Annotated in this window: 20 protein-coding genes; 5 read left to right on the top strand and 15 right to left on the bottom strand. The window is 54.4% G+C overall.

The window, feature by feature from the left end; genetic code table 11:
• Together C8D90_RS21365 and lysA are read right to left on the bottom strand one after the other, a co-directional pair.
• Positions 1-2016 (bottom strand): sigma 54-interacting transcriptional regulator, encoded by a 2016-nt coding sequence (locus tag C8D90_RS21365; protein ID WP_115460479.1) that lies wholly within the window; start codon positions 2014-2016, stop codon positions 1-3.
• 174 nt (positions 2017-2190) lie between these two features.
• Positions 2191-3453 (bottom strand): diaminopimelate decarboxylase, encoded by a 1263-nt coding sequence (lysA, locus tag C8D90_RS21370; protein ID WP_115460480.1) that lies wholly within the window; start codon positions 3451-3453, stop codon positions 2191-2193.
• Between the two features lie 144 nt (positions 3454-3597).
• Between lysA and C8D90_RS21375 the strand changes: the two genes are divergently transcribed.
• On the top strand, positions 3598-4521 hold the full coding sequence (locus C8D90_RS21375) for a LysR family transcriptional regulator (protein WP_115460481.1): 924 nt from the start codon (positions 3598-3600) through the stop codon (positions 4519-4521).
• Here the strand turns inward: C8D90_RS21375 and C8D90_RS21380 are convergent.
• Positions 4518-5414 carry a helix-turn-helix domain-containing protein gene (locus C8D90_RS21380; protein ID WP_115460482.1) on the bottom strand — a complete coding sequence of 299 codons (897 nt, stop codon included), beginning with the start codon at positions 5412-5414 and terminating at the stop codon, positions 4518-4520. The genes C8D90_RS21375 and C8D90_RS21380 overlap by 4 nt on opposite strands.
• 844 nt (positions 5415-6258) lie before the next feature.
• Between C8D90_RS21380 and C8D90_RS21385 the strand changes: the two genes are divergently transcribed.
• Both C8D90_RS21385 and C8D90_RS21390 read left to right on the top strand, forming a co-directional pair.
• Complete coding sequence (locus C8D90_RS21385) at positions 6259-6468, top strand: DUF4762 family protein (RefSeq protein WP_162844445.1); 210 nt, start codon at positions 6259-6261, stop codon at positions 6466-6468.
• A gap of 169 nt (positions 6469-6637) precedes the next feature.
• Positions 6638-7090, top strand: coding sequence for an SgcJ/EcaC family oxidoreductase (locus tag C8D90_RS21390; RefSeq protein ID WP_115460484.1), 453 nt, complete (start codon positions 6638-6640; stop codon positions 7088-7090).
• Positions 7091-7124: 34 nt separating this feature from the next.
• Here C8D90_RS21390 and kbaY read toward each other — a convergent pair whose 3' ends face one another.
• From kbaY to kbaZ, 7 genes are all read right to left on the bottom strand, one after another.
• Positions 7125-7997 (bottom strand): tagatose-bisphosphate aldolase subunit KbaY, encoded by an 873-nt coding sequence (gene kbaY, locus C8D90_RS21395; RefSeq protein WP_115460485.1) that lies wholly within the window; start codon positions 7995-7997, stop codon positions 7125-7127.
• Between the two features lie 32 nt (positions 7998-8029).
• Positions 8030-9184 (bottom strand): SIS domain-containing protein, encoded by a 1155-nt coding sequence (locus C8D90_RS21400; RefSeq protein ID WP_115460486.1) that lies wholly within the window; start codon positions 9182-9184, stop codon positions 8030-8032.
• Positions 9185-9426: 242 nt separating this feature from the next.
• The gene (gene agaF, locus C8D90_RS21405; protein ID WP_115460487.1) at positions 9427-9861 is read right to left on the bottom strand and encodes a PTS galactosamine/N-acetylgalactosamine transporter subunit IIA; all 435 of its coding nucleotides are present in this window, start codon (positions 9859-9861) and stop codon (positions 9427-9429) included.
• A 44-nt stretch (positions 9862-9905) separates the two neighbouring features.
• Entirely contained in the window at positions 9906-10781 is an 876-nt protein-coding gene (agaE, locus tag C8D90_RS21410; RefSeq protein WP_115460488.1) for a PTS N-acetylgalactosamine transporter subunit IID, read from the bottom strand.
• The gene (agaW, locus tag C8D90_RS21415; protein ID WP_115460489.1) at positions 10771-11550 is read right to left on the bottom strand and encodes a PTS N-acetylgalactosamine transporter subunit IIC; all 780 of its coding nucleotides are present in this window, start codon (positions 11548-11550) and stop codon (positions 10771-10773) included. Before agaW ends, agaE begins: the two co-directional genes overlap by 11 nt.
• A 13-nt stretch (positions 11551-11563) precedes the next feature.
• Complete coding sequence (agaV, locus tag C8D90_RS21420) at positions 11564-12037, bottom strand: PTS N-acetylgalactosamine transporter subunit IIB (RefSeq protein WP_115460490.1); 474 nt, start codon at positions 12035-12037, stop codon at positions 11564-11566.
• A 16-nt stretch (positions 12038-12053) separates the two neighbouring features.
• The gene (kbaZ, locus tag C8D90_RS21425; protein ID WP_115460491.1) at positions 12054-13376 is read right to left on the bottom strand and encodes a tagatose-bisphosphate aldolase subunit KbaZ; all 1323 of its coding nucleotides are present in this window, start codon (positions 13374-13376) and stop codon (positions 12054-12056) included.
• A 241-nt stretch (positions 13377-13617) separates the two neighbouring features.
• Between kbaZ and C8D90_RS21430 the strand changes: the two genes are divergently transcribed.
• Positions 13618-14430, top strand: coding sequence for a DeoR family transcriptional regulator (locus tag C8D90_RS21430; RefSeq protein ID WP_115460492.1), 813 nt, complete (start codon positions 13618-13620; stop codon positions 14428-14430).
• 115 nt (positions 14431-14545) lie between these two features.
• On the opposite strand, the gene C8D90_RS21435 is transcribed toward C8D90_RS21430, so the two are convergent.
• The 5 genes from C8D90_RS21435 to C8D90_RS21455 form a co-directional block, all read right to left on the bottom strand.
• The gene (locus tag C8D90_RS21435; protein ID WP_115460493.1) at positions 14546-15148 is read right to left on the bottom strand and encodes a helix-turn-helix domain-containing protein; all 603 of its coding nucleotides are present in this window, start codon (positions 15146-15148) and stop codon (positions 14546-14548) included.
• 749 nt (positions 15149-15897) lie between these two features.
• Positions 15898-16389, bottom strand: a complete 492-nt coding sequence (locus tag C8D90_RS21440; protein WP_115460494.1) for a type VI secretion system baseplate subunit TssE — start codon at positions 16387-16389, stop codon at positions 15898-15900.
• An 11-nt stretch (positions 16390-16400) separates the two neighbouring features.
• Positions 16401-17201, bottom strand: a complete 801-nt coding sequence (locus C8D90_RS21445; RefSeq protein ID WP_115460495.1) for a type VI secretion system accessory protein TagJ — start codon at positions 17199-17201, stop codon at positions 16401-16403.
• A gap of 26 nt (positions 17202-17227) precedes the next feature.
• Positions 17228-18067, bottom strand: a complete 840-nt coding sequence (locus tag C8D90_RS21450; protein ID WP_115460496.1) for a TagK domain-containing protein — start codon at positions 18065-18067, stop codon at positions 17228-17230.
• Positions 18068-18069: 2 nt separating this feature from the next.
• Positions 18070-18339, bottom strand: coding sequence for a PAAR domain-containing protein (locus tag C8D90_RS21455; RefSeq protein WP_115460497.1), 270 nt, complete (start codon positions 18337-18339; stop codon positions 18070-18072).
• A gap of 140 nt (positions 18340-18479) precedes the next feature.
• Between C8D90_RS21455 and C8D90_RS21460 the strand changes: the two genes are divergently transcribed.
• Positions 18480-18868, top strand: a 389-nt coding sequence (locus C8D90_RS21460; protein ID WP_230473079.1) for a hypothetical protein, incomplete at its 3' end; no start/stop codon positions are given.

Genomic DNA, 18868 nt, shown 5'->3' on the forward strand with positions numbered 1-18868 from the left:
TTATTTCAGATAATCCTTCCCCGATATCCCCATTTTTTGCATCCGCGAGATCAACGTGGTGCGCTTCAGCCCGAGGCGCGTGGCCGCTCCGCGCGGGCCGGCCACGATACCGTTGGCGTCGCGCAGCGCCTGTAAGATACGCTCCCGTTCATCACCGCCGGCATCCGCCGCCGGCACGGTCAGCGCCACCGGTTGCGGCCGCGCGGATGAAAACGCGTCCAGCGGCAAGGCCAGCACCGGGCCGCGCGTCAGGATCACCGCCCGTTCGATGATGTTTTCCAGCTCACGTATATTTCCCGGCCACGGCAGAGCGCTGAGCCGGCGAATCGCCTCCGTGGGAATGCGGGTAATGGTCCTGTTCATGCGCCGGGCGATTTTGGCGGTGAAGAACTTCACCAGCAGCGGAATATCTTCCGGCCGTTCGCGCAGCGGCGGGATCATGATGGGAAAGACGTTAAGGCGGTAATAAAGGTCGCTGCGGTATTCCCGATCTTCCACCATCTGTTTCAGATCGCGATTGGTTGCGGCAATGAGGCGCACGTCCACCGGAATCACTTTATTCCCGCCCAGCCGTTCGATCTCTTTTTCCTGCAACACGCGCAGCAGTTTGGGCTGTAACTCCAGCGGAATGTCACCGACCTCATCAAGAAACAGCGACCCCTGATGCGCCAGTTCAAAGCGCCCCATCCGTTGCTGGGCCGCGCCGGTATAAGCGCCCTTCTCATGCCCGAACAGGTCGCTTTCCAGCAGCGTTGCCGGGATCGCCGCACAGTTCATCTTCACCATGCGTTTATCGCTGCGCCCGCTGAGGTCGTGCACCGCCTGCGCGATCAGCTCTTTACCGGTGCCGGTTTCGCCCAGAATCAACACCGTAGTATCGCTGGCGGCCACCATCTCCACCTGCTCCAGCACCGCTTTGATTGCCCGGCTCTGGCCCACGATCTCGCTGAAATCCCCCTCCTGACGAATCTGTTCGGTCAGGTAGTGGTTTTCATGCACCAGATTATCCTTCAGACGGGAAATTTCGGCGTAGGCCAGCGCGTTGTCCACCGCAATAGCAATACGCGCGGCAATCTGACGCAGCAAGGTCAGGTTGTCCTCGTCAAACACGGACGAACGGCACTGCGCCAATTTCAGAACGCCGAGCACCTTATGGCCGAACACCAGCGGCAGCTGGCAAATCGTTTGGTGCCCCAGCTCCAGCATTTGTGCAAGTTGTCGATCGTGCGGCGCCAGGCGGGTGGAATCATGCAGATCCATCAACAGCATGTTTTCGCTTTCAATCACCTGCTGCGCCAGCGACCCGGCCAACGGGATCCAGGTTTGCTCATGCAGCACCGGCTTACCGCGCTGATAGCTGGCGACGTAGGTTTTCAACCGGCTGTCATCCTGATCGAACAGCGACAAACCGATGTAATCAATGCCGAAGAAACGGTGAATTTCACGCGACACTTCACCGGCCAGCGCATCCAGCTCCAGCTTGGAGGTCACCGCGTTCGTCACATCCACCAGGATGCGGCAATGATCGCGTTCGTGACGCAGCCGCGCCTCTTCCTGCTCAGCCAGCGTTTTTTCCAGCAGATTTTCCAGCGCGATGGCCGTGACATCGGCCAGCATCACCGCCGTGGCGCGTTCTTCATCGCGGAAAGGATCACTGCGCAGAAACATGATATCGCCCAACCGCTGACTCGGCGTGACCAGAGGATGGCGCAGCGCGGAAGAAAACGCCGCCGGCGGCGTGTCGTCCTCCTGAGGAAAAGATAAAAAAGACTCATGATTTTTGTCATAGCCGTAGCACATAATGCGGTTTTGCTCCGGCTCATAATGCAGAATCCTGACCTCTTCCGCCCCCATGATTTCAATGGCCGCACACTGTAAAACATCCAATAATGCAGGCAGGCTTTTTATCGTCAAAACGCTATATAAAACAGAATACAACGATGCGTTATTTGCCCCCGGGGCGCGGTGGTCGCCGGAGAGAACAACGTGCGGCAGAAGATCGTTTGTCGCGGACATATCAGACCGTGAAAAGAGGCAGGGGAAAGAATTTTAAGCCTAGCCGGTAAGGCATAACATGACAACGGCTAATAAAAACAGGGTTAGCGACTTAAAACCGGATAGTTAATAGTTATTGTTATCAATTGCCTGCCTTGTTTACGCGCCGCCGCATGACGGCGCGTAAAGCGGGCATCAACAGATTTCCAGCGCCAGCAGTTCTTCAATCGTCTGGCGGCGGCGGATCAGGCGGGCTTCTCCGCCGTCAAACAGCACTTCAGGCAGCAACGGACGACTGTTGTAGTTGGAGGACATCGACGCGCCATAAGCACCGGTGTCATGGAACACCAGATAATCGCCTACCCGGGCCGATGGCAGCGCGCGCGTTTCCACGCCGCCGCCGGCCTGCTGGGTAAAGACATCGCCGGATTCGCACAGCGGCCCGCCGACGACGGTGTCAACACGCGGTGCATGTTCGGTATCGCGCCCGTCCGCCGGCAGCAGGGAGATGTGGTGATAACTGCCGTACATCGCGGGGCGCATCAGATCGTTAAAGCCGGCGTCCACCAGCACGAAATGACGGCTTCCCATCTCTTTTACCGCCTGAACCTGAGCAATCAGCACCCCAGACTCCGCCACCAGAAAACGCCCCGGCTCCAGTTCCAGATGCACCGGATGTCCCAGATGCGCGGCAATACGGTTACGCGCCTCATTCCACAGGTTGTAATAATGGGAGACGTCGATCGCCTCATCCTGCGTCTGATACGGTATAGACAACCCCCCACCGGCGGAAATCGCGCGGATATCGTGGTTCAGGGCGATCACCTGCTGCACCATCGCATCACACACCTGCGCCAGATGCTGGTAATCCACCCCGGAACCAATGTGCATATGCAGCCCGACCAGTTGCAGTTCGTAGCGCTCGATCAGCTCCAGCGCCTGCGGCAAATCTTCATACCAGATGCCATGCTTGCTGTTTTCACCGCCGGTGTTGGTTTTCTGGCTGTGTCCGTGGCCGAACCCCGGATTGACGCGCAGCCACACCGGATGGCCGGGCGAACGTTCGCCCAGTTGCCACAGCATGTCGGTAGAGCCGGCATTGACCGGAATTTTCAGCTCCGTCACGCGCGCCAGCGTCGGCGCGTCCAATACGTCGGCGGTAAAGACGATCTGCGCCGGATCGCCGCCCGGCTGATAACCCGCCAGCAACGCCCGCTCAATTTCACCGAGGGAAACCGCATCTACTTTCACGCCCTGTTCACGCATCAGGCGCAGGATATGAATGTTTGAGCACGCCTTCTGCGCAAAACGCACCACATCAAATTCCCGCAGTTGCGCAATCTTTTGCCGGATGATTTCCGCGTCGTATACCCAGACCGGGCAACCGAAGCGTTGCGGCAGTTCAATCAGGTTTCCGGCATAAAGCGCCGTGGTGCGGTCGTTCAGGGAGCGCGGCATAACATCCTCTCGTTGTCGGTGATGCGTTTTTTTTCATTATTGCCGCGTCAGGGGACGGAAATAAAATATCCGTTTTAGGCGACTCTATTCATTTCTGATATGCTTTCGGTTAGTTTGCGCTTCCCGCCCGCTTCCGGAGACGTCATGCCCGATATTTCATTGCGCCAGATAGAAATTTTCCACGCTGTCATGACCACCGGTAATCTGACCGAAGCGGCCGCCTTGCTGCATACTTCACAGCCCACGGTCAGCCGTGAGCTGGCGCGTTTCGAGAAGCTGTTGCAGATGCCGCTGTTTGATCGCGTCCGCGGCCGTCTGCGGCCTACCGCGCAAGGGTTGCGCCTGTTTGAGGAGGTACAGCGTTCGTACTACGGCATGGAACGCATCCGGGATGCCGCGCTCAATATCCGCCAGTACCGGCAGGCGCAGCTCTCCGTGGCCTGCCTGCCCGCCTTTTCCCAGTCGCTGCTGCCGGGCGTCTGCCGTTCATTCCTGGAGCGGCATGAAAACGTCAGCCTGAGCATCATTCCCCAGGAATCGCCGCTGCTGGAAGAGTGGCTTTCCGCACAGCGTTATGATCTGGGGCTGACGGAGAACACGCACACGCCGGCGGGAACCGAACGCCGCACGCTGGCGACCTTCAATGAAGTTTGCGTACTGCCCGCGGATCATCCGCTGGCGCAAAAGGCATGCCTGACGCCGCAGGACTTCAGCCAACAGCGCTACATCAGCCTGTCGGGCAGCGACAGCTATCGTCAGATTCTGGATGCGCTCTTTCAGCGGGAAAACATCAGCCGTACGATGATCGCGGAGACGCACAGCGCGGCGTCGATTTGCGCCATGGTCAGGCTGGGCGTCGGCGTTTCTATCGTCAACCCCCTGACCGCCCTGGACTTCGCCGGCCAGGGCGTGGCGCTGCGCCGCTTCAGCACCGACGTGCCTTTCACCCTCAGCCTGATCCTGCCCAAGCACCGCCCGTCATCAGGGCTGGTCGATGACTTTATCCGGCATCTGGATGACTACGTGGACGACGTTCTCAGGCGGTTGCGGGAAGACGGGCTGGCCTAACACCCGTCTTTGTCGCCCGGGGAATATTGGTCCAGTACCGGCACCAGGTAATCGCACGACAGCTGCGTTACCGCTTCATTAAAGTCGCCCTGTTCAACGCGGAAACGCTCAATATCATGCCCGTCACGCCGCAGCAGCTTTAAGTTCGGCAGAACATACATATAGATCTTCAGGGCGAAATCCCGGTACTCCTCCACTGAACCGTCAAAATGGAAGCAGGCGTAACGCCCCGGCGGGATCTCGATATGCGTCAAATGATCCGCCGCCGGGCTTTCGGTGGTGATGGTGTAGCTGATATCCACCGGTTCATGCTCACGATCGCCGGCTTCATAGTGCGTCAGGGCGTAACACAAGCTGGGCGTTGGCGTAAGTTTTTTCAGGAAATCTATCCAGAAGCGCTTTCTGATCTGCGCATGCACGCTGCTCACATGCTCCAGCGGACAGGCATAATGGTAGGTGTTGCCATACAGGGAGAATGCCGGCAGATCCATCATGTGCGGCACAGGCAGCGACGTCATGTGGAGATCCAGCGGCGGTTGCAGGGCTGATGCATCCCAATACGGGGAACGGCGGTAAGCCGCCGGCGTAATATTAAAATGCGCCTTAAAACGCCGGGTAAACGTCTGCTGGGAATCAAACTGATACTGAATGGCAATATTCAGGATAGGCTGCCGGGTCAGGCGCAGGGCGATCGCCGCACGGCACAGACGGCGGGAGCGAATATATCCGCCCAGCGCTAATCCGGTAATATTCTTAAAGGTTCGTTGCAGGTGCCACTTACTGTAACCCGCCTTACGGGCCACGTCGTCCAGCAATAAAGGTTGCTCCAGATTATCTTCAATCCAGGAAAGCAATTCAGTGATGACATTCGTATTAAATTCTGGCGGATTCATATCGTTCCTGTGAATTTTCCGTCATGGCCTGATGAGCATTGTTCCGTACACGGCGGCTTCATTTTCATAAACAACGATTCACAATACGGTTGCCCGTAAACATTCCGCTGTAATTAATGAATCGCAAACCACTACGTTTCACCGCTCCCGCGCTACCCGGCATAGCCAGATCCATTCCCCCCGTTCTTCCGGTACTCAGCGCGACTCCGGCAAAGCTGCCGGAAGCCGCGTCCATTACCGACGCGGTTTAGCGATCCGATACGCCTGTTCTTACGTATTATTGTGCCATATTTATCTTCGTGATGGGATAACCGTTCTTAAACACAAAAATAAAAAGCACATCTAACTAAGCTCATGGGATTTACCAGTTATCACTATGTGCTTATTTACTTCCATCGGAATAGGATGATAATTAATTTAATTAAAGCAGAATCATTCCCCATGCCTAAAGCCGGTAATAATGATCGCTATCTAAGAATAATAATTAAGCTTTTCTAATAGACGAAATACAAAGCTATTTCTTAATAATCAAAGACAAAGATTATCTTATAATAACGGGGCGCAAAGTTATTTCCATACGTCACGGAAAAAACCAATAACACAATGATATTTCTTAGTTTTTTGTATTTGAAATTATAAATACCAAATATTATACTGCGACAAATGGACAATATTCTTATCATTTATTAACGAATTAATCAGAGAATAACCCATTGCTAAATAACGCCAACCCTCACCAATTAAATGAAATGAAGGTCACAAGATAGCGTTAAAAGTATTAATGGCTGAGTTATCGCCGTTAATGTTCGTTGTTTTTATTAATTTTATCTATAAGGATGTTGTAATGAAAAAGATTGCGATGAAAAAAGCAGAAACTATCGTTGGCGGCGCACTGCGTCAGATTTGTGAAACTAACTACCAGGCAGAAATGGTAAACGACAAGTCCGTGTGCTACCAAACCACCACCTGCTCGGATAAGTTCGGCCTGTCCGATGCTACCGTCAGCGTTAAGCGTCAGGTAGCTTCATCATACTGCGATACCGCCGCACAGTAAGACCTCCAGCGGACCGGCGCACCGCGGTGCCCGGCCGCTTTATATTATCAGCCAACAAATTTTACTTAGTGATAATAACCCAATGTAATTATCTGTAAAAGAAGTGGCGCCATTGTTTCCCCGTCTGTAGTTTCAGTGACATAACCTCTGATGAAATAAGGGAAATACAATGAAAAAGATAATGACGCTGGCATTAGCCGCCCCCCTGTTTTCCGGCCCCGCCCTGGCAAAAGAAACCGTTTCCTGCGTGACCACCGACAATGCACAAGTAGAAAAGCTGTTTGATCGCTGGAATGCATCACTGCAAAGCGGCGACGCCAGGCGGGTTGCGGATAATTACCTCAGCGATGCCGTGTTGCTGCCCACGGTATCAAATCAGATACGGCTTACCGACGCCGAGCGTGTAGATTATTTCGAGCATTTTCTGGCGAAAAAGCCGACCGGGAAAATCGACAGCCGCACGATCCGTACCGGATGCAACAAAGCGATCGACACCGGCACCTATACGTTCACGTTTGCTGATAATTCCACGGTCTCGGCACGTTACACCTTCACCTACGCCTGGGACGGCAAAGACTGGCGGATCTCCACCCACCACTCATCCGCCATGCCCGAAATCTGAATTCCTGCGCGGCCTTACCGGCCGCGCCCTGCTTTTACGCCGTCGCCAGCGATGTCAGACGCTGCGCCGAACCACATACGGCAATTTTGTGCCGAACCACCGCTTTCATCGCCTCCATTCCGATACGCATATAGTAGCGGGGATCGTTACCCTGCGGATTCTCCGCAAACCACGTTTTTACCGCGCCGGCAAACGCGATTTTCAGCTCCGTCGCCACATTAACCTTGCAGATCCCCAGGCTTATCGCCTTCCGCACATACTCATCCGGCACGTCACTGGCGCCGTGCAGCACCAGCGGTACGCTGACCATGCTGTGAATTTCCGCCAGCCGTTCGAAATCGATTTTAGGCGTGCGGGTATATAAGCCATGCGCAGTGCCGATCGCCACTGCCAGGCTGTCCACCCCGGTTAGCTCAACGAAGCGCCGGGCCTCATGGGGATCGGTAAAAAATGCCTGTTCATCATTCACCGCCATATCATCTTCCACGCCGCCCAGCCGCCCAAGCTCAGCCTCAACGCTACAGTCATAACGGTGGCAAAACGTTACCACCCGCTTAACCAGTTCGACGTTCTTATCAAACGGTAAATGGCTGCCGTCAATCATCGCACTGCGCACGCCATCCAACACCTTGTGCGCGATGTCTTCCGCAGATTCATGATGATCCAGATGCAGCGCCAGCGGCATGTCGAAAGAATCGGAATAGGTCTGGCACAACGCCAGAATCTCTTTGAACGGGATATGTTTGAACGTGCCCGGCGTCCCCGCCAGAATGACCGGTGAATTTTCCTCGCGGCATACTTCCAGGATCGCCTGGATGGTTTCGGCGTTATGAATATTGAACGCCGGTACGGCATAACCTTTGCTCTGCGCGTCAGCCAGCAGATATTTCGTTGAAATAATACCCATCATCTTTACCTCAAAAAATGGCCGGAACGCCCTCAGCCCACCCAGGGATGAATCACCACACCCTGCACCACGCGGTTAACGGTGCCGTTCACCGAAGGGGAATCCGGCGTAATCCCCGCCTTAACCGACTGCGTCAGGGCAAAGATCTGCGCGTAAATCAGGAAACAGAACGCCAGCTCGATGTCATTTACATCACCGCCGCCCGGAATGTAGATATGCTCGCCTTCTTCAACAATGGCGTTGCGCTGCGCCGATATCGCCACTACCCGCATAGCCTGTTTGTCCCGGCGTAATTCCGTCAGCAAATCAAGGTCGTAAAGGCGGGTATAGGGATGCGCGGAGATAAACACCACCACCAGCGTTTCATCATTCACCAGCGACTTGGGGCCGTGACGAAAACCGACCGGAGAGTCATAAAATGCGGCGACCTGCCCGGCGGTCAGCTCCAGCACTTTGAGCGATGCTTCCCGCGCAACCCCCTGCAGGCAGCCGCTCCCCAGATAGGCAACGCGCCGGTAAGGCATTTCGCCGAACGGCCCTGCTGAAAAGTCCCCCAAAGACGTTATGATGTCGCGGCAACGCGCCGCCAGGGAGGCAAAGCGCGCGGCATTGATTTCATCCGGCGCGAAAACCGCCAGGCCACCGGCCATCATGCTTGAGATACTGCTGGTCATCGCAAAACCGCGATCGTTGGTTTCCGGCGGCATCAGCAACACGAAGGCGTTTCCGCCGTGGTTTTCGTGACGGCACAACGCGCCGCCTTCATTGCAGGTAATAATCAGGTGGTGACAGTGCGGAACGCATTGATTGGTCAGGCTGACAGCCGCCACGCTTTCCGGGCTGTTGCCTGAACGGGCAAATGACACCAGCAGCACCGGCCGATCCTGCGGCAGATAATCTGCCGGGTTCGTCACAATATCGGTGGTCGGGATCGCGGCGAGCTGCGCGTCAAGACGGGGCGACAGCCAGGGAACAATAATGTCGCCGATAAAGGCGGAAGTCCCCGCGCCGGTGAAAATGATTTTCAGGTTTTCCTGCGCCAGAACGGGGCGCAGAAACGCATCCAGCGCCGCGCGCCGCGTTTCAATATCCTGCAACGCCCTGAGCCACATATCCGGCTGTTGGCGAATTTCTCCCTCCGTCCAGGTAGAGAATGTCGGTATGGCTGAAGAACGGATTTCGCTCATAACAGATTCCTTAACGCTAAAAATGGGTTCTGCGCCGGGGCTTATCCCCCACCAGAACCTTTCATTTTGTTTCGACTCACACAGGCCCTGTGTCTTGCCAAAACGGCCAAATAAAGAAAACGAAAAAAACCAGGTTGCTCGTGCTTCCGTCGGGGACTTTTTAGCGCGACGGAACCCCGGACGGCGGTTCAGCCATCCTCATGTCAAGAAAACGAAAGTTTGCGGCTTTAACGGGAGGCCGCTCAGATCCCCTCTTCTACCGGCTCTTTCTCCCGGCAGTTACCCAGCTCATCGGCCAGGCTGGTCAGCCCCCGGTGGCCGCAGGCCAGCGCCTGCACCCGGAACTCGCCGGCACTCAGGCCATCTCTGTCGAGGATCATCTCCAGCAAGAGCTGCATGTTCACGCCTGTTACCACTTCCCGCCCTGACTTTTGCAACGCCAGGGTGGAACACACGCGAAACGGCGTGCCACCGAGCAAGTCCGTCAGAAAAACGATCTCTTCGCAGTCGCTGAGCTGTCCGAGCGCCTTTTCACACTGACGGGTAAACAGCGCCGTGGTGGAGCTTTCCGGAAAATCGATGGCGACAAAGTGGGACTGCTCTCCCAGAATCTGCCGCATTGCCTGCGCCAGGCCGGATGCGAACCCGCCATGGCCGCAAAGAATAATGCCTAACATCACGCGACTCCTTATTACCAGGCCGCATGCGGCCCGGACTGCTTTTACAGGAAATGGGCAAATTTACCGACAATACCCAGTACAATCGTGACGCAAATCAGTCGCAGCGGGCTCCAGCCACGACGCACCAGCGCATACATCATCATGGTGTAAACCAGCGGCAAAAACGCCGGCATCAGCTTGTCGATCACGTCAGCCTGTAACTTCACCACCGCATCCCCGGCGGTGATCTCCAGCGTGGTGGACAACCTGACGTAAGTGGCAACCAGCGCCCCGATGACCGTCATCCCCACCAGCGACGCCATATGCCCCACTTTGCGGGTATTGGCCTTAATCAGCGGAATGGCCGCTACCCCCATGCGATAAGAGTAATGCGCCAGCCCAAAACGCAGGGCGAAATGCACCACGTTGAACAGCAGCAGAAAGACGACGGCGCCGAGAATTGATCCCTGCAAGGCCAGGCTGGCGCCAATCCCGCCGCAAATCGGCAGCAGGGTCAGCCAGAACATGGCGTCGCCGATGCCGCCCAGCGGCGCGCCGACCGCGATTTTCGTGCTCTGAATACTGTTGACGTCCTGTTTGGAGCGCTCCATCGCCAGAATGATGCCCATAACGAAGGTGACCAGGAACGGATGGGTGTTGAAGAACCCCATATGCCCTTTCATCGCCCTGGCCAAATCACGCGGGTTGGTATGAATTTTTTTCAGCGCGGGCAACAGGCCGTAAAGCCAGCCGGAAGCCTGCATACGCTCATAGTTAAATGAGGCCTGCAATAACATGGAACGCCAGGCCATACGGTTAATGTCTTTTTTGGTCAGATCCGCACCGATATTTTGATCTTCATAAACGTTATCAATGCTGTCCGATACCTCAGCCGGCGTAACCCGTTCCTGAGCCCGGACGGTATGTTCAGATGCCATCGCTAAACTCCTCTTGCTGCGTGCCGGCCGGTTGTTCCGCCGGGCCTTTACGGTAGAAATCGATCAGGGCGATAGCCAGCGCCGCCGCCGCAATTGCCAGCACCGGCAACTTCAGCCAGGCGGCTCCGACGAAACCGAGAATGAAATAAGGGATGTAGACATTCTTCATCATGATTTTCAGCAGCACGGCAAAACCGATGGCAGGCATAATGCCGCCGGCGACGCCCAGACCATCGATCAGCCGCGCGGGCAGCATGTCCACCGCCGTTTTAGCGTGCTCCGCGCCGAGGTAAATCGGCAGAAACGCACACAGAAAGTAAAAACATCCCAGTACCAGCAACGCCATATAGTTGACCCGCTCAATGCCCCGGGTATCGGCCTCCGCCGCCATCCGGTCGCAGCGGCTCATTACGCCGGACATCACCGAGAACAGGAACGTGATGCCCATCTGTACCGCCACGGCGAACGGCACCGCGACGCCGACGGCCACGTCAGGCTTCACGCCGGTGCTGATGGCGAATGTAGCGCCGACGATGGTGCCGATAATCACGTTCGGCGGCTGCGCGCCGGCCAGCGGCGCCAACCCCATCCATACCAGTTCCAGCGTACCTCCCACCAGAATGCCGGTGTGCAGGTCCCCGAGAATCAGCCCGACTAGCGGCCCCAACACCACCGGGCGGTGGATGTGCGTCAGGCCGTTGAACATGTCCAGCCCGGCGATAAACGCCAGCAGGCCTAATAACACTGACTGCAATAAACTGATTTCCATAACGCCCCCGCTGTCAGAGAAGTTTGTAGAGATCCTGCGCCTGTTCCGTCGGAACGCCCTGAACGAAGCATTCAACGCCCGCGTCTTTCAGACCGGCAAAAGCCGCCAGATCGTCGTCATCCACGGAGACGGTTTTCGCAATCTGACGTTTTCCTTCGGCAAAATGCATATTGCCCACGTTGATCCGCGTGATCGGCACGCCGCCCTGCACCAGCCGTAAAAAGTCCGCCGGCGTTTTGCACACCAGCAGGATTTTCTGGCGATCGGCGGCACGATGGATGTTGTCGATCACCTTTTGCAGCGGCCAAAAGCGTACGGCGATGCCTTCCGCCAGAACCATCTCCATCAGGTTTTGTTGTACCGTGTCATTCGCCACTTCATCGTTGGCGACCAACACCAGATTCGCGCCGGCAAAGCCGACCCACTGTACGCCGACCTGTCCGTGGATCAGACGCTCGTCAATCCGGCATAACACAATGTTTGGCATACACATTCCCCCAAAATTACTGACTGACTTCGTATAATTGTGAAGCGGCGCCGGCGTGCTGTGCTGCGCCGCAGGCGTCGTCGTATTGACGCAGGACTTCCTGGATGTGATCGATAACCAACTCGTGCGGCACTGCCGCCAGCTCTCCCTCACGTACTTTACGGTATTGCAGCGGCAGGTACTGACTAATCAGCGGCAGGGGAATCGGTTCGCTCTCAAGATTTTTAATCAGGCGCGCATAGCTCTCATCCACCTGCCGGTCCGGCCAATAGTATCGGACGCGATCGGAATAGCTGTAGCTGCGCGCCAGCCGGCGCGTACCGGCATTGCCGGAATAGTGACTCTGCCAATACTCCGGCTTATCCAGCATGGCGTTTTCCAATACCTGACGCAGCCCGGAACAGGCACGGGCGCTCAGCAGTTCTTCTTCAATACCGGCCAGGGCAAACAGCGCCTCGCGCAGCGCAAAGGTCAGGGCCGGCCCGACCTTCAGAATAGCGAAGTGGTCGGTCACCAATTGACGCAGCGCGCTGGTTTTCTGGTAATCGGTGGAATGTGCTTCAAACACCAACCCGTCATGATGTTCAATCATCCGGCTGAGCGCCTGCGCTTTGTCATGCTGGTAATCCACAACATGGCTGTTGTCGAATTCAACGCCGGGCTGTACCACCAGCGCGATCACCCGCCCCCAGGCGCCGTCAAGCCCGGCCGCCATGAAAGCATCACGGTGGGCGGTCAGCGTATTTTCCGCCGCCTGCGGCGTCGTTACCGCCAGCGCAGTCAGCGTCTCATGCGCGCCGCCGGGAACCGGAACTTCGGTTCCGATCACATAGGCCAGATCGACTTCGCCGAAACACTCCCGGCAGGTTTGCTCCGCCACGCCGGCCAACTGCGCAGAGCGTCCGGCCACGATCTCGTCCGTCAACGGAACCGGGTCGCCCAGGCAAGACATACTGCAATCAAGGTGGATTTTCTTAAAACCGGCGGCTACATAACTGCGGATAAGCGCCCGCGCATTTTCCATCGCCGGGTCTGCCGCCATATTTTGCCAACGGTTCGGGCCAAGGTGGTCGCCGCCCAGAATCAATGCATCATGCGGAAAATCATGACGCTCTGCCATCCGGTATAAAAAATCACGGAAATCCGCGGGCGTCATACCGGTATAGCCGCCAAACTGATCGACCTGATTGGAGGTGGCCTCTACCAGCAGCGGCTGCTGCCGCTCCCGTGCCAGACGCAGCGCGGCTTCAAGCACCAGAGGATGGGCGGAACATACGGCATAGATCCCCGTTCCGGTTCCCCGTTTGTGTTCAGCAACCCGCTCAGTTAGTAGTTTCACTTTCCTCTCCGTCCTCGTTTTTTTGCCCACAAACCTTTCGATTCATTGCCAATGATAGTTAACCACTCTGCGATAGAAATAAAACGAAAGGTTTCATTTTTTCGATCCATTTCACAAAAGAAACACAACGAAAGGAAACAAATGCGGGCGGGGCTGCATCGTTAAGGCTTGCAATGTCCCGGAAGAAAGGCGTTAATAGGCAAATCGAAATAAAACGAAAGAAATCACAGGGTAAGAAGGAATGAGTGACAACGCGCTATCCCGGAACAAACGTACCGGGGGAACCAGCGAACGGCGTGAACAGATTATCCAGAGGTTGCGCCAGCACGGAAGCGTTCAGGTTAATGATTTAGCGGATTTTTTTGGCGTATCTACCGTGACTATCCGTAACGATCTCGCCTTCCTGGAGAAACAGGGGATCGCGGTCAGGGCCTACGGCGGCGCATTAATCTGCGACGGCGGCACGCCCCCGGCGGAGCCGACGGTGGCGGACAAGAGTTCGCTGAATACCTCGATCAAACAAAGCATCGCCAGCGTGGCGGCCGCGCTCATCCAACCGGGGCACCGGGTGATTCTCGACTCCGGCACCACCACGTATGAAATCGCGCGCCATATGCGCCATTATCAGAACGTGATCGTCATGACCAACGGAATCAACGTCGCAAACGCACTGCTGGAAGCCGAAGGCGTGGAGTTGCTGATGACCGGCGGGCATTTACGTCGCCAATCGCTCTCCTTTTATGGCGAACAGGCCGATCGCTCGTTGCAAAACTACCATTTCGACATGCTGTTCCTCGGCGTGGACGCCATGGATCCCGAAAGGGGAGTAAGCACTCACAATGAGGATGAAGCGCGCCTTAACCGCCGGATGTGTGAAGTTGCAGAGCGTATCATCGTGGTGACGGATTCCAGCAAGTTCAACCGCTCCAGCCTGCACAAAATCATTGATACCAGCCGTATCCATATGATCATTACTGATGAAGGCATCGCGGCGGAAGACCTGACCCGGCTGCATAAGATGGGAATAGAAGTGATTCGGGTTCCGCAGCAATAGCGGTCGGCAAGAGGCGGGAGAAGCTGAGTCAGGGCATCCGGTGAGCGCTACGCAGCCCATGCCGGATGTATCCCTGGGACGAAGTGTATCGTGGCCTAACCGATCGTTTCCTTCATCATAAGCACAGCGTATTCCTTTCTTTTTTTCCGCAGTTGGCAATAAATGAGGCGTATTTATAAAATTCCGCCCGGTTAGCCAACCCTGTTTTTCTGCTGGCGTTGCGGTAGTGCGTATTGATGGTCTTCGCCGAACGGTTCAGGATTTTGGAGATGGCGTTATTACTATATCCCTTACCAATCAGGCACATAATCTTATTCTCAGTCATGGATAGCTGAGAATACTGTTTTAACCCGATCATCTTATACACGTCTTTACTCACGAAAGCCTGGTAATCGAGATCCGCAATCATCAGGATTTGTTCTATCTTCGCCAACGTGTTCTTCAGGCTGTCCTGCTTATAACCAAAGGGGATATGAACGGTGATTTTTTCTCCGCTGCGCCATTCTTCGGAACCATCCGGGGAAGCCGGTTTGTTACGAAAAATGTTAATACTGGCCATGTTGTCCCTGAAGATAATATCTGCCTCAGCATTATTCTGCTCGCATGAAGGTAACAGGAAGAATAGGTCGTGCTGGCTGTCCGTCAAAGCATCCCAAAGCAGCTCGCTCAGGCCGGCAAGCTGATAATAATTTGAGTTCACTATTAATACATTCAACATACATTAATCTCTCCATGATTATTATTTTTTTATACTCCTGGTGCAAATATCACAAAGCGATCTGAACTAAAAACAACCAACATCATGATGCGTCGCATTACGCACCAAACGAATACCACTGATAAAAAAACAGCGGATAATCAAAAAAGGTTGCTTTGAAGTAAAGTCACTAATCGAAATCACTACTAAAATGTATCTTTAATATTTTTTTAACACCTCTTTTTCATAGGGTGTAACTATCGCTCACCATAATTTTATGGCGATACGATTAGGTCTATAAAATTAGAAAAGTAAAATTTTCAGGTTCTGCTAAGAGTAACGAAAAATCCTTCCCCGCTATGATTCTTACAAATCCCAAGATAAAAACTATTCTAGTTCCTTTTGATAAAACGATCAAATAAAAAGAAAAATAGCACATTTTAAGCATAAAAAACCACCATCACGAAAAAGTTAAGTTTTTCATGCTAATCAATTCGTTTATTATCAGAATAAATATGAATCTAATAAAGGTTATTTACCCCGCATACAATCTCTCCATACAAAATATGTTCTAACTTTGGGGATGTTCTTTTTTTTCTCAGTTTTATCCCAACAAAAAACAGAGACAATAAAAACACCAGTAATATAAAAAAGGTCAAAATGGTCGCCAATAAACATTAAAACGACATGTTTCGCCGCTGAAAAAGCGTGACAACCATTTTGGCTCTTTGGTGTTTGGCTCTTTAGTGTTCTCTGAACGCTCTATTGAATCAGAGTAATTTCAAGTCCATTGATCCGGATTCCGTGTCATACCGACCATGCATACAAAGATCGATAGGATAAGGTTCCCAATAAATAAACCCTCGAATTTCAAAAAGAATAAGTGCGTTTCTGGCCAAATGCTCTTTCTCCTGTAAAGAGCGTACGAGCAATGATTCCGGTATAATCCGCGGTTCGAAACGAAGTATCGCGTTACGCACCACTTTTTCTATAACATTCCAGTTACGATGATTTTCAAACGTACCGATTAAGGCGGAAATGCCATAGTTAATCACCGACTCGGCGATAAGCTGGTGCTTCTCTTCCACAAGCCGATCTTCAACGTTGGTATGATTCAGCAAGTTCACGATATCTTTTTGCACGATAGCGCGCATCGCCCGCGAATCCAGATGACTTTGATCGAAACGCTCGCGTACGCTTTTCGGTTCATCATCCAACAGTCGTTCCAACAAAGTGGGCAGATACTGCTTTTTCTTTTCCATACGCGGATCGTTTAGCCGAACGTGATGTTGCCGGTTTCAAACAACGAATATTCGTTCTGATCGGTGATCAGCACTTTCCTTCCGCTCCCAACGGAAAGCAGCGGCGAAAGTTGATTCCACTCGGTTTTGTAGCCCAGCTTAATTTCCTGCTCCGCTGCTTCGCTCACCGGGTAACGGGAAGGAATAAAACCGTAGTAAACCTGATCGTTTACCTTGATGTGCGCCGGTGCCCAGATTAAGTCGAGCAGATCCTTCGGCTGGGAGATCTCCATGCTCTGGATATCTGCATAAGGCACCCAGCGATATCCGCCGGCGCTGATGAATTCACAAATCGGTCCCAGGCGACCGTCGCTGTCAGCAATCCATTCAAACTGACCGGAGGTTTCTCCCGTTCCGCCGCTCATCGGCGCCAGATCGAACGCTTCCTCGCGCAACGCCTCGGACTCATCGGTATTTCCTTTATGGCTGGCCAGGTTAGCCTTGTGCAATTTACTCATCCACTCCGGCGCGTCGCCTTCATGCAGCATTCCCGCCTTGCGTTCGCCACTCAGCACCTGAACACGCAGCATTTCGCTGAATACCAGGTTTTTAAACAGTTCGATCTGCTTACTGCGCTCGTTGTCAATGACACCCAACGTCTGGAGCTGCGTCAGGGCTTTACTCCATTGTCCGTCAGCACAATACATCTTGAATAATGTCTCGCGCGCGCCGGTGTCCTGCGGAAATTTTTTCACCTTTTCCAGCATGGCCAACAACACGTCGCCCAGATGAGAAGTCTTCAGTAATTGTGCCAGTGTAGTAGTATCCTGCATTTATAATAATTCCCTTAACGATATGATTAATAATGACTATCAAGCCCAACCTTGTAGAAATCCCGAAATACCAGTTCGGGCACGCTTTTCTTCTCTTTCATCGCCACATCGTCCGGTGCCAGTGATTTCAGAATATCGATCTTCTCTTCCTCATCGAGGATTTCACTGGTGCTGTTTTCCATATCCAGCTCCTCCCAGACTCTCTCGATCAGGAAAGGCGTATCGATAATGCACTCGGTCAGCGTCTTGCTTTTGCTTTGTTCTCTGTCACGATCAAAACGCTCATCACCCACGGAAAAACGATTTTCCTGATCGTGAATATTGTTCGAGAAGCCTCCCCTGCCCTGTTCATGCCAGATCAGGAAACGCTTATATTCCACTTCCAGCGTTTTCAGCACGTCATCGCTGTTATTTTGTGCAGCAGTAACATCGTTGAAGTAGCGCAAATCCGTCAGGTAATGCCCGCCATTAGGCAGGATATCTTCAACCCTGGGGATGTTATCGGTTGCGGTTTCCTGTGAAAGCAGCCAGTCGCGCTGCCACACGTCGTCGGTGAGATTGGTATGATCAACGACAACGCCGATTTTAAAATGGCCGCATTGGAGCTTCTGACCAATACGGAGAGGATGTATCGCGCCATACTCCACATCCGCGCCGTCCAACAGGCAAACATGCTTCTGACACAGGTTTACCAGTACCGGCCCGGAGGCTTTCCAGTAAAAAACCATCGCATAGCCGTCCTGCGCCGGTTGGTGGGGTCCGAAGACCCCACGAACCACGTCGAAACTCACGGCGTTCTCCCGCGTTAGCGTGTCATTCAACCCGATAGCGGCCCGGGTATCCGGCCAAGTGAGAATCAATCGCATAATCAGCCGCCTATACAGACATTACCGGATCCCGTTGCGACTACGGCACCGCATCCGGTTACATCGCCAAGGCGACCTGCCGAACTTCCGTTAATGAATACGGAGCCGGACCCACACGCCAGCGGTGCGGCGCCGTGCAATACAGCACAGGTCGCAATACTGCCGCCAACCAAAGCGGCAGAGCTGCTGTTAATGAATACATCGCCGGAGCCGCTCACGATGGCGCCGCCGTGCGTTGTACAGTCACCCACTCTGGCTGCATTTTGTGACATACGTACCTCCTCAGTTCATCAGATAACTGCCCGGCGCACGATCGCACCGGACGTGTTAATACGACTAGTCCGCAGACCATGGCCCCCCGGGTGGTAACGGCGCCCTGGCTTCAACCCAATCCGTTGAGGTCGGACTCGGAGTGTCCGTCGGTGGTGGCGTTACCGGCGGCGTCGGCGTCGGTGTTACCGGCGGTGTCGGCGTCTCTGTTACCGGCGGCGTCGGCGTCTCCGTTACCGGCGGCGTCGGCGTTTCCGTTACCGGCGGCGTCGGCGTTTCCGTTACCGGCGGCGTCGGTGTTTCCGTTACCGGCGGCGTCGGTGTTTCCGTTACCGGCGGCGTCGGCGTTTCCGTTACCGGCGGTGTCGGCGTTTCCGTTACCGGCGGCGTCGGTGTTTCCGTTACCGGCGGTGTCGGCGTTTCCGTTACCGGCGGCGTCGGCGTTTCCGTTACCGGCGGCGTCGGCGTTTCCGTTACCGGCGGCGTCGGCGTTTCCGTTACCGGCGGCGTCGGCGTTTCCGTTACCGGCGG

It is taken from the genome of Enterobacillus tribolii (assembly GCF_003363015.1).
In the GTDB taxonomy this organism is placed as follows: domain Bacteria; phylum Pseudomonadota; class Gammaproteobacteria; order Enterobacterales; family Enterobacteriaceae; genus Enterobacillus; species Enterobacillus tribolii.

What these genes read in the sequence shown, in the direction of transcription:
- C8D90_RS21365 (WP_115460479.1), bottom strand. Translation starts at nt 2,016, where the DNA reads ATGTCCGCGACAAACGATCTTCTGCCGCACGTTGTTCTCTCCGGCGAC.
- lysA (WP_115460480.1), bottom strand. Translation starts at nt 3,453, where the DNA reads ATGCCGCGCTCCCTGAACGACCGCACCACGGCGCTTTATGCCGGAAAC.
- C8D90_RS21375 (WP_115460481.1), top strand. Translation starts at nt 3,598, where the DNA reads ATGCCCGATATTTCATTGCGCCAGATAGAAATTTTCCACGCTGTCATG.
- C8D90_RS21380 (WP_115460482.1), bottom strand. Translation starts at nt 5,414, where the DNA reads ATGAATCCGCCAGAATTTAATACGAATGTCATCACTGAATTGCTTTCC.
- C8D90_RS21385 (WP_162844445.1), top strand. Translation starts at nt 6,259, where the DNA reads ATGAAAAAGATTGCGATGAAAAAAGCAGAAACTATCGTTGGCGGCGCA.
- C8D90_RS21390 (WP_115460484.1), top strand. Translation starts at nt 6,638, where the DNA reads ATGAAAAAGATAATGACGCTGGCATTAGCCGCCCCCCTGTTTTCCGGC.
- kbaY (WP_115460485.1), bottom strand. Translation starts at nt 7,997, where the DNA reads ATGGGTATTATTTCAACGAAATATCTGCTGGCTGACGCGCAGAGCAAA.
- C8D90_RS21400 (WP_115460486.1), bottom strand. Translation starts at nt 9,184, where the DNA reads ATGAGCGAAATCCGTTCTTCAGCCATACCGACATTCTCTACCTGGACG.
- agaF (WP_115460487.1), bottom strand. Translation starts at nt 9,861, where the DNA reads ATGTTAGGCATTATTCTTTGCGGCCATGGCGGGTTCGCATCCGGCCTG.
- agaE (WP_115460488.1), bottom strand. Translation starts at nt 10,781, where the DNA reads ATGGCATCTGAACATACCGTCCGGGCTCAGGAACGGGTTACGCCGGCT.
- agaW (WP_115460489.1), bottom strand. Translation starts at nt 11,550, where the DNA reads ATGGAAATCAGTTTATTGCAGTCAGTGTTATTAGGCCTGCTGGCGTTT.
- agaV (WP_115460490.1), bottom strand. Translation starts at nt 12,037, where the DNA reads ATGCCAAACATTGTGTTATGCCGGATTGACGAGCGTCTGATCCACGGA.
- C8D90_RS21430 (WP_115460492.1), top strand. Translation starts at nt 13,618, where the DNA reads ATGAGTGACAACGCGCTATCCCGGAACAAACGTACCGGGGGAACCAGC.
- C8D90_RS21435 (WP_115460493.1), bottom strand. Translation starts at nt 15,148, where the DNA reads ATGTTGAATGTATTAATAGTGAACTCAAATTATTATCAGCTTGCCGGC.
- C8D90_RS21440 (WP_115460494.1), bottom strand. Translation starts at nt 16,389, where the DNA reads ATGGAAAAGAAAAAGCAGTATCTGCCCACTTTGTTGGAACGACTGTTG.
- C8D90_RS21445 (WP_115460495.1), bottom strand. Translation starts at nt 17,201, where the DNA reads ATGCAGGATACTACTACACTGGCACAATTACTGAAGACTTCTCATCTG.
- C8D90_RS21450 (WP_115460496.1), bottom strand. Translation starts at nt 18,067, where the DNA reads ATGCGATTGATTCTCACTTGGCCGGATACCCGGGCCGCTATCGGGTTG.
- C8D90_RS21455 (WP_115460497.1), bottom strand. Translation starts at nt 18,339, where the DNA reads ATGTCACAAAATGCAGCCAGAGTGGGTGACTGTACAACGCACGGCGGC.